We start from the raw sequence: 13,713 nt of genomic DNA, 5'->3' as shown, positions 1-13,713 counted from the left end.
CACACCACAGGCAAAACGATCATGACGCAGGATGAACTGAAAAAAGCAGTAGGATGGGCCGCTCTCCAGTACGTGCAGCCGGGTACCATTGTCGGTGTCGGTACGGGATCAACCGCGGCACACTTTATCGATGCACTGGGCACGATGAAGGGGCAGATTGAGGGCGCGGTTTCCAGCTCTGATGCTTCCACGGAAAAGCTGAAAAGCCTCGGCATTACCGTTTTCGATCTCAACGAAGTGGATCGTCTGGGGATTTACGTTGATGGCGCGGATGAAATCAACGGCCACATGCAGATGATCAAAGGCGGCGGCGCGGCGCTGACGCGCGAAAAGATCATCGCCTCCGTTGCGGACAAGTTTATCTGTATCGCGGACGCCTCCAAGCAGGTCGACATTCTGGGGAATTTCCCGCTGCCGGTCGAAGTGATCCCAATGGCGCGTAGCGCGGTTGCCCGTCAGCTTGTGAAACTGGGCGGTCGTCCGGAATACCGTCAGGGCGTAGTCACCGATAACGGTAACGTGATCCTCGATGTTCACGGTCTGGAAATTCTTGACGCCATTGCTCTGGAAAATGCCATCAACGGCATTCCGGGCGTAGTGACCGTAGGGCTATTCGCCAACCGTGGCGCGGATGTGGCGCTGATCGGCACCGCTGACGGCGTGAAAACCATCGTAAAATGATCTGACGGGGGGAGTACTCCCCCCGCTAAAAAATTTTTGAAAAGCTAAATTCGGTGACTTGTGTCACGTTTTTACGCCTCTTTTGCCGATCCTGCCGCGTTTGTAAATTTCCATAGCATTTTCCTCTGACATTTTGCTCTGTATGACTTTTCTTCAGAGTGCCGACGCAAACGTTCATATTGCTGCAATAGTTTTTTTTGATATGTTGGCTACAGCGGATTCATATCCAGCACAACATCAGTTCAGACAAAAACAGGGTCGGGTAAATGGCAAAGGTATCACTGGAGAAAGACAAGATTAAATTCCTGCTGGTAGAGGGCGTGCATCAAAAAGCAATCGATAGCCTTCGTGCGGCAGGTTACACCAACATCGAATTTCACAAAGGCGCGCTCGATACCGAAGAGCTGAAAGCGTCCATCCGTGATGCCCACTTCATTGGCCTGCGATCCCGTACACACCTGACTGAAGATGTGATTGCCGCGGCGGAAAAGCTGGTGGCTATCGGCTGCTTCTGCATCGGTACCAACCAGGTTGACCTGAATGCTGCCGCGAAACGCGGTATTCCTGTTTTCAATGCCCCGTTCTCCAACACCCGTTCCGTGGCGGAGCTGGTGATTGGCGAACTGCTGCTGCTGCTGCGCGGCATTCCAGAAGCTAACGCCAAGGCGCACCGCGGCGTGTGGAACAAACTGGCTGCGGGCTCATACGAAGCGCGTGGTAAAAAGCTGGGGATTATCGGTTACGGACACATCGGTACGCAGTTGGGGATTCTGGCGGAATCTCTCGGTATGCATGTCTATTTTTACGATATTGAAAGCAAGCTGCCGCTGGGCAATGCCACCCAGGTTCAACACCTGTCTGACCTGCTGAACATGAGTGACGTGGTGAGCCTGCACGTGCCGGAAAATGCGTCCACCAAAAACATGATGGGCGCGGAGGAGCTGGCGCTGATGAAGCCGGGTTCACTGCTGATCAACGCCGCCCGCGGCACGGTTGTCGATATCCCGGCCCTGGCGGATGCGCTGAAGCGTAAGCACCTGGCGGGCGCGGCCATCGACGTTTTCCCGACGGAGCCAGCCACCAACAGCGATCCGTTTACCTCTCCGCTGTGCGAGTTTGACAACGTGATCCTGACGCCGCATATCGGCGGATCTACCCAGGAAGCGCAGGAGAATATCGGTCTGGAAGTGGCGGGTAAGCTGAGCAAATATTCCGACAACGGTTCTACGCTGTCTGCCGTGAACTTCCCGGAAGTGTCTCTGCCGCTGCACGGTGGTCGTCGTCTGCTGCACATTCACGAAAACCGTCCAGGCGTGCTGACCGCAATCAACCAGATCTTTGCCGAACAGGGCGTCAACATTGCCGCGCAGTATCTGCAAACGAACTCGCAGATGGGCTACGTGGTTATTGATATCGAAGCGGATGACGATGTTGCCGAGAAAGCGTTGCTGAGCATGAAGGCCATTCCGGGGACGATTCGCGCGCGTCTGCTGTACTGATAGTGCGGTCTGTGGTGTCGGGTGGCGTTTACGCTTATCCGCCCTACAGAGTCCGAGGATTGATGTAGGCCGGGTAAGGCGTAGATGCCACCCGGCTTTATCCTACCAGATCCAGGTTTTACTGGGCGTCACTACCGCCGGCAACGGCACATCCCACTTCTCTACCGGCAACGCCTCCACGCCCTGGCAATCATGCGCGTAACCCACCGGCTGCAGCCCGTACTGCTGCCAGTTTTGCAGCGTTCTGTCGTAAAAACCGCCGCCCATCCCTAAACGCTGGCCCTGTTCATCAAAAGCGACCAGCGGCGTAATCAGCACATCCAGCTTTGACAGCGGCAGCACATCGCGCACGTCGAGTTTCGGCTCTGTGATTTTCAGACGATTCACCACCAGCTCGCTGTTCGGGTGGTAGTGCAAAAACAGCAGATTGCCTTCGCTGAACGGATGCAGCACCGGCAGATAGACCTTCTTCCCGGCGCGCCAGAGCTGCTCTATCAGCGGTTGGGTGTCCAGTTCGCCATCAAACGACAGGAAAAGGGCAACCGTATGCGCCATTACGACAGGGGGATACACCATCATACGGGCGGCGGCCTGCTGGGCAAAATGCGCTTGCTGATCGGAGGTTAACGCACGGCGGCGCTGACGAATGAGCTGACGAATGTCCTGGCGTGAAGCCGAAACTTCAGGGAATTGAGTCATGGTAGTCGGTAGAAGAAAAGAGAGGGAATCTCCGAGATGCCGCCGCAGGCTGTAACCCTTGAACCCTTGGTTCAAGGTGAATGTGTCGTCATAGTTTTAAGGCTTCTCGGACGGACCGAGCATGCTCACCAACCATGGAGCGCCACATTCTTGTGGTATGAAATATCGGCTCAGGGGACTGGCCCGCTTGCGAACATCTCAGAGAAATTTTGTCTTCACAGTTACTCTACCATAGTCAACTGAGAAGTGTTATTCAAACTTTGGTCCCGGTCTTTCGGGATTGCGACCTTGATCAAGCAACGCCTGTTCTATGGTCTGCTGGAGCATTTTAATGCGCTGCTCCATGCTTGCCGCGTAGTCGCGGGTCTTCGCTTTTTCCTGAGTCAGTTCATAGCTGATGTTCAACGCGGCGATGAAAACCAGTTGCTCAGTATTTGTGACTCTAGTGCGTTCTTTTAGATCTTGCAACCGCTGATTCAAATCGTCCGCTGCCTGATTCAAAGCATCCCTTTGTTCAGGCGGACAATTCACTCGCAGTGAACGGCCAAAAATCTGGAGATCGACGGGTTGTGCAGACATGCCACCTTCCTGCTGATTGACTGCGCTGCCTTCGCTTACTGCCCCGGGGGCTGCGAAGGGGCGACACTATAGCTACCCTGATATGAAGATACAAGCCCTTTTCTGGTATCACCAGGGTCCAAAGTGGTAGCATATCATGAAACTTCCCCCCTTTGATGACGAATGCTCATGTCTATACAGAACGAAATGCCTGGTTACAAGGATTTAAACCAGTTACTTAACCAGCAGGGAGTTGGTTTAACCCCTGCCGAAATGCACGGTCTGATCAGTGGCATTCTGTGCGGTGGAAACAACGACAGCTCATGGCAGCCGCTGATCCACGACCTCACGAATGAAGGGCTGGCGTTTGGTCACGAGCTGGCGGAAGCGCTGCGTAAAATGCACGCCGCAACCAGCGATTCACTGGAAGACGATGGCTTCCTTTTTCAGCTTTATCTGCCTGAAGGCGACGACGTCAGCGTGTTCGATCGCGCCGATGCGCTGGCCGGCTGGGTAAACCACTATCTGCTGGGGCTGGGCGTGACGCAGCCTAAACTGGATAAAGTGACCGGCGAAGCGGGTGAAGCGATCGACGACCTGCGTAACATCGCCCAGCTGGGCTACGATGAAGACGAAGACCAGGAAGAGCTGGAAATGTCGCTTGAAGAGATTATCGAGTACGTGCGAGTGGCGGCATTGCTGTGTCACGACAACTTCACGCGCTCCCAGCCGACCGCGCCGGAAGTCCGCAAGCCAACCTTACATTAAGAAAAATAACGCACAGGAGGGTGTCATGGTTATCTCGAATCAAGAGTATTCACGCCGCCGTCAGGCGCTGCTGGCAACAATGCAGCCGGGCAGCGCCGCGCTGATTTTTGCAGCGCCCGAAGTCACGCGCAGCGCCGACAGCGAATATCCCTATCGACAGAGCAGCGATTTCTGGTACTTCACAGGCTTTAACGAGCCGGAAGCCGTGCTGGTGCTGATTAAGAGCAATGACACCCACAACCACAGCGTGATTTTCAACCGCGTGCGCGATCTGGCGGCCGAAATCTGGTTTGGCCGCCGCTTAGGCCAGGAGGCTGCACTGGCGAAGCTGGGCGTTGACCGCGCGCTGGCGTTTAGCGAAATCAACCAGCAGCTCTATCAGCTGCTTAACGGCCTTGACGTGCTCTATCACGCGCAGGGCGAATATGCGTACGCCGATGAGATTGTCTTCACCGCGCTGGATAAGCTGCGCAAAGGCTCGCGGCAGAACCTGTCCGCACCTGCCACGCTGACGGACTGGCGCCCGGTAGTGCATGAGATGCGCCTGTTCAAGTCTAAAGAAGAGCTGAATTTGATGCGGCGTGCAGGCGAAATCAGCGCGCTGGCGCACACCCGCGCCATGGAAAAGTGCCGTCCCGGAATGTTCGAATACCAGCTGGAAGGCGAAATTCACCACGAATTTAACCGCCACGGCGCGCGTTATCCCTCCTACAGCACGATTGTCGGCGGCGGGGAAAACGGCTGCATTCTGCACTACACCGAAAACGAAAGTGCGCTGCGCGACGGCGATCTGGTACTGATTGACGCCGGTTGCGAATATCAGGGCTACGCGGGGGATATCACCCGTACCTTCCCGGTGAACGGTAAATTCTCACCGGCACAGCGCGCCATTTACGACATCGTCCTGGAATCGCTTGAGACGGCGCTCAGGCTGTATCGTCCGGGTACCTCCATGCAGGAAGTGACTGGTGAAGTGGTGCGCATCATGATTACCGGTCTGGTCAGGCTCGGGATCCTGAAAGGGGATGTCGATACCCTGATCGCTGAAAATGCGCATCGACCGTATTTCATGCACGGCCTGAGCCACTGGCTGGGGCTGGATGTCCATGACGTTGGTGCATACGGCCCGGACCGTTCGCGCGTGCTGGAGCCGGGCATGGTGTTAACCGTGGAGCCGGGTCTGTATATCGCGTCGGATGCCGACGTGCCTGAAGAGTACCGCGGGATTGGCATTCGTATTGAAGATGACATCGTCATTACCGAAACCGGTAACGAAAACCTGACCGCGAGCGTCGTGAAAAACGCTGACGATATTGAGGCGCTGATGGCAGCGGCGCGCGCATGAGCGTGATCATCGTTGGCGGCGGCATGACCGGTGCAACGCTGGCGCTGGCCATTTCGCATTTGACGAAGGGGCAGCTTCCGGTGCACCTGGTTGAAGCTATCGCACCGCAGGCGAAGAATCATCCAGGTTTTGATTCGCGCGCTATTGCCCTGGCGCAAGGCACTTGCCAGCAGCTGTCCCGCATTGGTATCTGGCAGGCGATCGCCGATTGCGCCACGGCAATTAAAACCGTTCACGTGAGCGATCGCGGCCATGCTGGCTTTGTCACGCTGGACGCGCAGGATTACCGGATTGATGCCCTGGGTCAGGTTGTTGAACTCCACGACGTCGGCCTGCGTCTGTTCCGTCTGTTACAGGATGCGCCGGGCGTCACGCTACACTGTCCGGCGCGCGTTGCCAGTTTTAGCCGCAGCGAAGACGCGGTGAGCGTAGCGCTCGATAATGGCACCGTTCTCGACGGTCAGCTTCTGGTGGCGGCGGACGGCTCGCGTTCGGCGCTTGGCACGCAGTGCGGCGTAGAGTGGCGGCAGCAGCCTTACGGGCAGGTCGCGGTCATTGCGAACGTCGCGACCGCAGCAGAACACAACGGCCGGGCGTTTGAGCGCTTCACGCAGCACGGCCCGTTGGCAATGCTACCGATGTCGGACGGGCGCTGTTCGCTTGTCTGGTGTCATTCGCAGGATAAAGCTCAAGAGGTTCAGGCCTGGTCAGACGAACGTTTTTGTACCGAGTTGCAGAAAGCCTTTGGCTGGCGACTTGGGCGTATTACCCATGCGGGGAAACGTGCGGTCTATCCGCTGTCGTTAACCACCGCATCGCAGTCTGTTTCTCACCGCGTGGCGCTGGTCGGCAACGCCGCGCAGACATTACATCCGATTGCCGGACAAGGATTTAACCTTGGGCTGCGTGATGTCATGAGCCTGGCAGAATCGCTGGCGCTGGCATGGGGTGAGCAAAAAGATTGTGGCGCTTATTCGGTGCTAAGCCATTACCAGAAGCGACGCCAGGCCGATAAAGAGGCGACAATCGGCGTTACCGACGGCTTAGTCCATCTCTTTGCCAATCGCTGGGCACCGCTGGTTGCAGGTCGCAACCTCGGGCTGATGGCGATGGAACTGTTCATTCCGGCACGCGACGTGCTGGCGCAGCGGACCCTGGGTTGGGTCGCGCGTTAAGGAGTTATCACCGTGCAAAATGTTGATGTCGCCATCGTTGGCGGCGGTATGGTCGGACTGGCGCTGGCCTGCGGTTTACAGGGCAGCGGCCTTCGCGTGGCGGTGCTGGAGCAAAAACAGCCCCAGCCCGTTGCCCCGGATGCGCCGCCGGAACTCCGCGTCTCGGCAATTAATGCGGCCAGCGAAAAGCTGCTGACGCACCTTGGCGTCTGGGCAGATATTGTGGCGCAGCGCGCCAGCTGCTATCACGGTATGGAAGTGTGGGATAAAGACAGCTTTGGTCATATTGCTTTTGATGATGAAAGCATGGGCTATAGCCACCTTGGCCATATTATTGAGAATGCCGTTATCCATCATGCGCTGTGGCAAAAAGCGCTGTCCTGTAGCGATGTAACCATGATGGCACCCGCGCAAATCCAGCAGGTAGCGTGGGGTGAAAACGAGGCGTTTATCACCCTGCAAAGCGGCGACATGCTGACCGCGCGTCTTGTGGTCGGTGCCGATGGTGCGAACTCCTGGCTGCGCAACAAGGCCGATATCCCGCTGACCTTCTGGGATTACCGCCATCATGCGATGGTGGCAACGATCCGAACCGAAGAGCCGCACGGCGGCGTGGCGCGGCAGATTTTCCACAATGACGGCATTCTGGCCTTCCTGCCGCTGAGCGATCCGCATCTGTGCTCTATCGTCTGGTCACTGGTACCGGAAAAAGCCCAGCTGATGCAGGAGGCGACGCCGGATGCCTTTAACCAGGCGCTTTGCATGGCGTTTGATAACCGCCTTGGCCTGTGCACCCTTGAAAGCGATCGGCAGGTGTTCCCGTTAACCGGTCGCTACGCGCGTCAGTTTGCGGCCCACCGTCTGGCGCTGGTAGGTGATGCGGCCCATACCATTCATCCACTGGCCGGGCAGGGCGTTAACCTTGGCTTTATGGACGCGGCGGAGCTGGTTGAAGAGCTGCGTCGCCTGCATCGCGAAGGGAAAGATATCGGTCAGCATCTCTATCTGCGCCGCTACGAGCGTAGCCGCAAGCACAGTGCGGCGATGATGCTGGCGGGCATGCAGGGCTTCCGCGAGCTGTTTGCCGGGGCGAATCCGGCGAAAAAACTGCTGCGCGATATCGGTCTTAAACTGGCCGATACGCTTCCTGGCGTCAAACCTCAACTTCTCCGTCAGGCGATGGGTCTTAACGATCTCCCTGACTGGCTGCGCTAACTTAGATCCCTGTCACACTTTATTCTCCCGGCCTCTGCGCCGGGGAAATTCCCTCGTTTGAAATAATCTAATTCCACGTCATTTTTCGCATTAGATTAACTAATGTTATGTTTTTATCGTTACGGAAATTCGGCCCATTTTTCCGCATGAAATATCACCATGTGCTAAATCCTGTTAGATCATTGTTAATTTTGTGCGGGGATAATCGCATTTTTCCAGTGAATAACTCTGTAGGCTTTTTAGCGTTTTTTGGTCATAAGCTAATGTGATGACCCGTTTTACCTTATGGTTAACCGCCGGTTTCGGTGGTAAGTTCAGGTAAAAGAGAACGTTTGCGTCGGCGCCAGGTAAAGGGGCCGATACCGGGTTTCACGGTGAATTTTTCAACGAGGATAAGATGGCTCAACAGACTCCTTTGTACGAACAACACGTGTTATGCGGCGCCCGCATGGTGGACTTCCATGGCTGGATGATGCCGCTTCACTACGGCTCGCAGATTGATGAGCACCACGCGGTGCGCACCGATGCCGGTATGTTCGACGTGTCCCACATGACGATTGTCGATCTGCGCGGTAGCCGCACCCGGGAGTTTTTGCGTTATCTGCTGGCAAACGACGTCGCTAAACTGAAGACGCCGGGCAAAGCGCTCTATACCGGCATGCTGAATGCCTCGGGCGGCGTGATTGATGACCTTATCGTCTATTACTTCACCGAAGATTTCTTCCGCCTCGTTGTAAACTCCGCCACCCGCGAAAAAGACCTCTCCTGGATCACCCAACACGCCGAACCTTATGCCATCGACATCACCGTCCGTGACGATCTGTCGCTGATCGCCGTGCAGGGACCAAACGCGCAGGCAAAAGCCGCCTCTCTGTTTAACGACGAGCAGCGCAACGCCACCGCTGGCATGAAGCCGTTCTTCGGCGTACAGGCGGGCGATCTGTTTATCGCCACCACCGGCTACACCGGTGAAGCAGGCTACGAAATTGCGATGCCGAACGAGAAGGCCGCTGATTTCTGGCGTGCGCTGGTGGAAGCGGGCGTGAAGCCGGCGGGTCTGGGCGCGCGCGATACGCTGCGTCTGGAAGCGGGCATGAACCTCTACGGCCAGGAGATGGATGAAGGTGTTTCTCCGCTGGCCGCCAACATGGGCTGGACCATCGCATGGGAACCGGCTGACCGTGACTTTATTGGCCGCGAAGCGCTGGAGATGCAGCGCGAGAAGGGCACTGAACAACTGGTGGGTCTGGTGATGACCGAGAAGGGCGTGCTGCGCGGTGAACTGCCGGTGCGTTTTACCGATGCTGACGGCAATCCTCGCGAAGGCGTGATCACCAGCGGTACCTTCTCCCCGACGCTGGGCTACAGTATTGCACTGGCACGCGTGCCGGCGGGTATTGGCGAAACGGCTGTGGTACAAATCCGCAACCGCGAAATGCCGGTCAACGTAACCAAACCGATTTTTGTTCGCGCCGGTAAGCCGGTCGCCTAATCATTTTTATCAGGAGAACTTCAATGAGCAATGTGCCAGCAGAACTGAAATACAGCAAAGAACACGAGTGGCTGCGCAAAGAGGCGGACGGCACTTACACCGTAGGGATCACCGAGCACGCGCAGGAGCTGCTGGGCGACATGGTGTTTGTTGACCTGCCTGACGTGGGTACAACCGTTAGCGCGGGCGACGACTGCGCCGTAGCGGAGTCCGTAAAAGCGGCATCCGATATCTATGCCCCTGTGAGCGGCGAAATCGTTGCCGTCAACGACGCGCTGAGCGATTCGCCGGAACTGGTGAACAGCGAGCCTTATGAAGGCGGCTGGATCTTCAAGATCAAAGCCAGCGACGAATCTCAGGTTGCCGCGCTGCTGGATGCGACCGCGTACGAAGCACTGTTAGAAGACGAGTAAGCCATTATCCCTCTCCCCTTTGGGGAGAGGGTAGGGTGAGGGGAACAGACGACAGCCTCACCCCAGCCCTCTCCCTAAGGGAGAGGGAGAAAACACATTCACTGCACGTTTCAGGAACCATCGCTCATGACACAGACTTTAAGCCAGCTTGAAAACCGTGGCGCCTTCATTGAACGTCACATTGGGCCGGATGCTCAGCAACAGCAGGAGATGCTGAAGACGGTTGGCGCGGATTCATTAAACGCACTGATCGGCCAGATTGTGCCAAAAGACATCCAGCTTGCCACGCCGCCTCAGGTGGGGGAAGCCACGACGGAATTCGCCGCGCTGGCGGAGCTAAAGGCTATCGCAGGCCTGAACAAGCGCTATAAGTCTTACATTGGCATGGGCTACACCAACGTGCAGTTGCCGCCGGTTATCCTGCGCAACATGCTGGAAAACCCGGGCTGGTACACCGCTTATACTCCGTATCAGCCAGAAGTCTCCCAGGGGCGTCTGGAAGCGCTGCTGAACTTCCAGCAGGTGACGCTGGATCTGACCGGTATGGATATCGCCTCCGCCTCGCTGCTGGATGAAGCCACCGCTGCCGCTGAAGCAATGGCGATGGCAAAACGCGTGAGCAAGCTGAAAAATGCCAACCGCTTCTTCGTGGCGGCGGACGTGCATCCCCAGACGCTGGACGTGGTGCGCACTCGCGCAGAGACCTTCGGCTTCGACGTGATCGTTGACGACGCTGACAAAGTGCTGGATCACCAGGACGTCTTCGGCGTGCTGCTGCAGCAGATTGGTACGACGGGTGAAGTACACGACTACGGCGCGCTGATTGCCGAGCTGAAATCCCGCAAAGTGGTTGTCAGCGTTGCCGCCGATTTTATGGCGCTGGTACTCCTGACGGCCCCGGGCAAACAGGGCGCGGATATTGTCTTCGGTTCAGCGCAACGCTTCGGCGTGCCGATGGGCTACGGCGGCCCGCACGCGGCGTTCTTCGGCGCGAAAGATGAATTCAAACGCTCCATGCCTGGCCGTATTATCGGCGTCTCAAAAGATGCTGCCGGTAACACCGCGCTGCGCATGGCGATGCAGACCCGCGAGCAGCATATCCGCCGCGAGAAAGCGAACTCTAACATCTGTACCTCGCAGGTGCTGCTGGCAAACATCGCCAGCCTGTACGCCGTGTTCCACGGCCCGGCTGGACTGAAGCGTATTGCCAGCCGCATTCACCGCCTGGCCGATATTCTGGCCTGCGGCCTGCAGCAGAAAGGCCTGAAGCTGCGCCACGCTCACTACTTCGACACCCTGTGCGTGGAAGTGGCGGACAAAGCGGCCGTGCTGGCGCGCGCGAATGCAGCAGAGATCAATCTGCGCAGCGACATCCACAACGCCGTCGGCATTACGCTGGATGAAAGCACCACCCGCGACGATATCCTGAACCTGCTCAACGTGCTGCTGGGTGACGCGCACGGTCTGGACGTTGATGCGCTCGACAAAGAGGTTGCGCTCGACAGCCGCTCCATTCAGGACAGCATGCTGCGTAACGACGCAATCCTGACGCACCCGGTCTTTAATCGCTATCACAGCGAAACCGAGATGATGCGCTACATGCACTCTCTGGAGCGCAAGGATCTGGCGCTGAACCAGGCGATGATCCCGCTGGGCTCCTGCACCATGAAGCTGAACGCCGCGGCAGAGATGATCCCGATCACCTGGCCTGAATTCTCCGAGCTGCACCCGTTCTGCCCGCCAGAGCAGGCGGAAGGTTATCACATGATGATCAACCAGCTTTCCGACTGGCTGGTGAAGCTGACCGGTTATGACGCGCTCTGCATGCAGCCGAACTCCGGCGCGCAGGGCGAATACGCGGGCCTGCTGGCGATCCGTCACTATCATGAAAGCCGTAACGAAGGTCACCGCGATATCTGCCTGATTCCAAGCTCTGCCCACGGTACCAACCCGGCCTCTGCCCAGATGGCGGGCATGGAAGTAGTGGTCGTGGCGTGCGATAAGAACGGCAACATCGATCTGGCCGATCTCCGTGCGAAAGCCGAGCAGGCGGGCGACAAGCTCTCCTGCATCATGGTGACCTACCCTTCAACCCACGGCGTCTACGAAGAGACCATCCGTGCAGTGTGCGACGTGGTGCACCAGTTCGGCGGTCAGGTTTATCTCGACGGCGCGAACATGAACGCTCAGGTGGGCATTACCTCTCCGGGCTTTATCGGCGCGGACGTGTCGCACCTGAACCTGCACAAAACCTTCTGCATCCCGCACGGCGGCGGCGGCCCGGGCATGGGCCCAATCGGCGTGAAAGCGCATCTGGCACCGTTTGTTCCGGGCCACACCGTAGTGCAGATTGAAGGCATGCTGACCCGTCAGGGCGCGGTCTCTGCGGCACCGTTCGGTAGCGCCTCTATCCTGCCAATCAGCTGGATGTACATCCGCATGATGGGCGCGGAAGGGCTGAAGCAGGCAAGCCAGGTGGCGATCCTGAACGCCAACTATATTGCGACTCGCCTGAAGTCAGCCTTCCCGGTGCTCTATACCGGCCGCGACGGTCGCGTGGCGCACGAGTGCATTCTGGATATTCGTCCGCTGAAAGAAGCGACGGGCATTAGCGAACTGGATATCGCCAAGCGTCTGATCGACTACGGCTTCCACGCGCCAACCATGTCGTTCCCGGTTGCGGGAACGCTGATGGTGGAGCCGACCGAGTCCGAAAGTAAAGCCGAGCTGGACCGCTTTATCGACGCGATGCTGGCCATCCGCATGGAGATCGACCGCGTGCAGAACGGCGAGTGGACGCTGGAAGATAACCCGCTGGTTAACGCTCCGCACACCCAGCATGAGATGGTGGCAGAGTGGAATCACGGTTATTCCCGCGAGCTGGCGGTCTTCCCGGCAGGCGTGGCAAACAAATACTGGCCGACCGTGAAGCGTCTTGATGACGTCTACGGCGACCGTAACCTGTTCTGCTCCTGCGTGCCGATGAGCGAATACCAGTAATATTGCTGATGTAGTAACGTAAGCCGGGTAAGGCGAAGCCGCCTCCCGGCTTTTTTATTGGGAGAAGAAAATGGCAATAGCACTGGTCACCGGCGCCAGCCGGGGCATTGGGAAAGCCACCGCGCTGCAGCTGGCACGCGAAGGCTACACCGTGGCGGTGAACTATCATCACAACATTAAGGCCGCGACGGAGGTCATCAACCAGATCGTTGAGGCGGGCGGTAAAGCCTTTGCCGTCCGCGCGGACATCAGCGATGAAGCCCAGGTGCTGGCGATGTTTGACAGCCTCGATCGTGAAGGCGAGCCGCTGACCGCGCTGGTCAATAATGCGGGGATTCTGTTTGAGCAATCCACTATTGAGAATCTCTCCGCTGAGCGCATTAACCGCGTTCTGGCGACCAACGTTACGGGCTACTTTCTCTGCTGCCGGGAAGCGGTAAAACGCATGTCCTTCAGGCACGGCGGCAAGGGTGGGGCGATAGTGAACGTCTCTTCCGCGGCGTCGCGTCTGGGGGCACCGGGTGAATATGTGGATTATGCCGCGTCGAAGGGGGCGGTGGATTCGCTGACAACCGGGCTATCGCTGGAGGTGGCGGCGCAGGGCATTCGCGTCAACTGCGTTCGTCCGGGCCTGATCTATACCGATATCCATGCTTCCGGCGGAGAGCCGGGGCGAGTGGATCGCTTGAAATCGTTGCTGCCGATGCAGCGCGGCGGCCAGCCGGAAGAGGTGGCGCAGGCGATTGTCTGGCTGCTGAGCGAGAAGGCGTCGTACGTAACGGGTAGTTTTTTAGAGCTGGCTGGCGGGAAATAAACCCCTCACCCTAACCCTCTCCCCAAAGGGGAGAGGGGATAATCGTTGGCCGTT

Annotated in this window: 12 protein-coding genes and 1 other RNA gene; 10 read left to right on the top strand and 3 right to left on the bottom strand. The window is 57.6% G+C overall.

All coding sequences use genetic code 11. The annotated features are described in order from the left end of the window. Window positions 1-21: 21 nt before the first annotated feature. Both rpiA and serA read left to right on the top strand, forming a co-directional pair. On the top strand, window positions 22-681 hold the full coding sequence (gene rpiA / locus KGP24_RS19185) for a ribose-5-phosphate isomerase RpiA (protein ID WP_003860091.1): 660 nt from the start codon (window positions 22-24) through the stop codon (window positions 679-681). 266 nt (window positions 682-947) lie between these two features. Further along, a complete protein-coding gene (gene serA, locus KGP24_RS19180; RefSeq protein WP_032643292.1) occupies window positions 948-2,180 on the top strand; it encodes a phosphoglycerate dehydrogenase in 1,233 nt (410 codons plus the stop codon). A 102-nt stretch (window positions 2,181-2,282) separates the two neighbouring features. On the opposite strand, the gene KGP24_RS19175 is transcribed toward serA, so the two are convergent. From KGP24_RS19175 to zapA, 3 genes are all read right to left on the bottom strand, one after another. After that, complete coding sequence (locus tag KGP24_RS19175; protein ID WP_223561490.1) at window positions 2,283-2,879, bottom strand: 5-formyltetrahydrofolate cyclo-ligase; 597 nt, start codon at window positions 2,877-2,879, stop codon at window positions 2,283-2,285. A gap of 24 nt (window positions 2,880-2,903) precedes the next feature. Beyond that, a non-coding RNA gene (gene ssrS, locus KGP24_RS19170) (6S RNA) lies at window positions 2,904-3,087 on the bottom strand. 41 nt (window positions 3,088-3,128) lie between these two features. Then, window positions 3,129-3,458, bottom strand: a complete 330-nt coding sequence (gene zapA, locus KGP24_RS19165; protein ID WP_006811891.1) for a cell division protein ZapA — start codon at window positions 3,456-3,458, stop codon at window positions 3,129-3,131. Between the two features lie 168 nt (window positions 3,459-3,626). Here zapA and KGP24_RS19160 point away from each other — a divergent pair, with 168 nt between their 5' ends. From KGP24_RS19160 to KGP24_RS19125, 8 genes are all read left to right on the top strand, one after another. After that, window positions 3,627-4,205 carry a YecA family protein gene (locus tag KGP24_RS19160; protein ID WP_223561489.1) on the top strand — a complete coding sequence of 193 codons (579 nt, stop codon included), beginning with the start codon at window positions 3,627-3,629 and terminating at the stop codon, window positions 4,203-4,205. A gap of 31 nt (window positions 4,206-4,236) precedes the next feature. After that, window positions 4,237-5,550: a Xaa-Pro aminopeptidase gene (gene pepP / locus KGP24_RS19155; protein ID WP_223563528.1), complete on the top strand. Its 1,314-nt coding sequence runs from the start codon at window positions 4,237-4,239 to the stop codon at window positions 5,548-5,550. Continuing rightward, window positions 5,547-6,725, top strand: coding sequence for a 2-octaprenyl-6-methoxyphenyl hydroxylase (gene ubiH, locus KGP24_RS19150; protein ID WP_223561488.1), 1,179 nt, complete (start codon window positions 5,547-5,549; stop codon window positions 6,723-6,725). Before pepP ends, ubiH begins: the two co-directional genes overlap by 4 nt. A 12-nt stretch (window positions 6,726-6,737) precedes the next feature. Continuing rightward, entirely contained in the window at window positions 6,738-7,940 is a 1,203-nt protein-coding gene (ubiI, locus tag KGP24_RS19145) for an FAD-dependent 2-octaprenylphenol hydroxylase (RefSeq protein ID WP_223561487.1), read from the top strand. Between the two features lie 397 nt (window positions 7,941-8,337). Continuing rightward, window positions 8,338-9,432, top strand: coding sequence for a glycine cleavage system aminomethyltransferase GcvT (gene gcvT, locus KGP24_RS19140; protein WP_045910150.1), 1,095 nt, complete (start codon window positions 8,338-8,340; stop codon window positions 9,430-9,432). Between the two features lie 23 nt (window positions 9,433-9,455). Next, window positions 9,456-9,845 (top strand): glycine cleavage system protein GcvH, encoded by a 390-nt coding sequence (gene gcvH, locus KGP24_RS19135; protein WP_008499718.1) that lies wholly within the window; start codon window positions 9,456-9,458, stop codon window positions 9,843-9,845. Window positions 9,846-9,971: 126 nt separating this feature from the next. Then, the gene (gcvP, locus tag KGP24_RS19130) at window positions 9,972-12,845 is read left to right on the top strand and encodes an aminomethyl-transferring glycine dehydrogenase (RefSeq protein ID WP_223561486.1); all 2,874 of its coding nucleotides are present in this window, start codon (window positions 9,972-9,974) and stop codon (window positions 12,843-12,845) included. A gap of 70 nt (window positions 12,846-12,915) precedes the next feature. Then, window positions 12,916-13,659 carry an SDR family oxidoreductase gene (locus KGP24_RS19125; RefSeq protein ID WP_223561485.1) on the top strand — a complete coding sequence of 248 codons (744 nt, stop codon included), beginning with the start codon at window positions 12,916-12,918 and terminating at the stop codon, window positions 13,657-13,659. The last annotated feature ends 54 nt before the right edge of the window (window positions 13,660-13,713 follow it).

It is taken from the genome of Enterobacter sp. JBIWA008 (assembly GCF_019968765.1).
Lineage (GTDB): Bacteria > Pseudomonadota > Gammaproteobacteria > Enterobacterales > Enterobacteriaceae > Enterobacter.
Note: the sequence above shows the minus strand (reverse complement) of the source record. Positions and strands in the feature narration are given on the sequence as shown.

Excerpts from the sequence above, each read along its gene's own strand:
- rpiA (WP_003860091.1), top strand. The coding sequence starts at position 22 with ATGACGCAGGATGAACTGAAAAAAGCAGTAGGATGGGCCGCTCTCCAG.
- serA (WP_032643292.1), top strand. The coding sequence starts at position 948 with ATGGCAAAGGTATCACTGGAGAAAGACAAGATTAAATTCCTGCTGGTA.
- KGP24_RS19175 (WP_223561490.1), bottom strand. The coding sequence starts at position 2,879 with ATGACTCAATTCCCTGAAGTTTCGGCTTCACGCCAGGACATTCGTCAG.
- zapA (WP_006811891.1), bottom strand. The coding sequence starts at position 3,458 with ATGTCTGCACAACCCGTCGATCTCCAGATTTTTGGCCGTTCACTGCGA.
- KGP24_RS19160 (WP_223561489.1), top strand. The coding sequence starts at position 3,627 with ATGTCTATACAGAACGAAATGCCTGGTTACAAGGATTTAAACCAGTTA.
- ubiH (WP_223561488.1), top strand. The coding sequence starts at position 5,547 with ATGAGCGTGATCATCGTTGGCGGCGGCATGACCGGTGCAACGCTGGCG.
- gcvT (WP_045910150.1), top strand. The coding sequence starts at position 8,338 with ATGGCTCAACAGACTCCTTTGTACGAACAACACGTGTTATGCGGCGCC.
- gcvH (WP_008499718.1), top strand. The coding sequence starts at position 9,456 with ATGAGCAATGTGCCAGCAGAACTGAAATACAGCAAAGAACACGAGTGG.
- gcvP (WP_223561486.1), top strand. The coding sequence starts at position 9,972 with ATGACACAGACTTTAAGCCAGCTTGAAAACCGTGGCGCCTTCATTGAA.
- KGP24_RS19125 (WP_223561485.1), top strand. The coding sequence starts at position 12,916 with ATGGCAATAGCACTGGTCACCGGCGCCAGCCGGGGCATTGGGAAAGCC.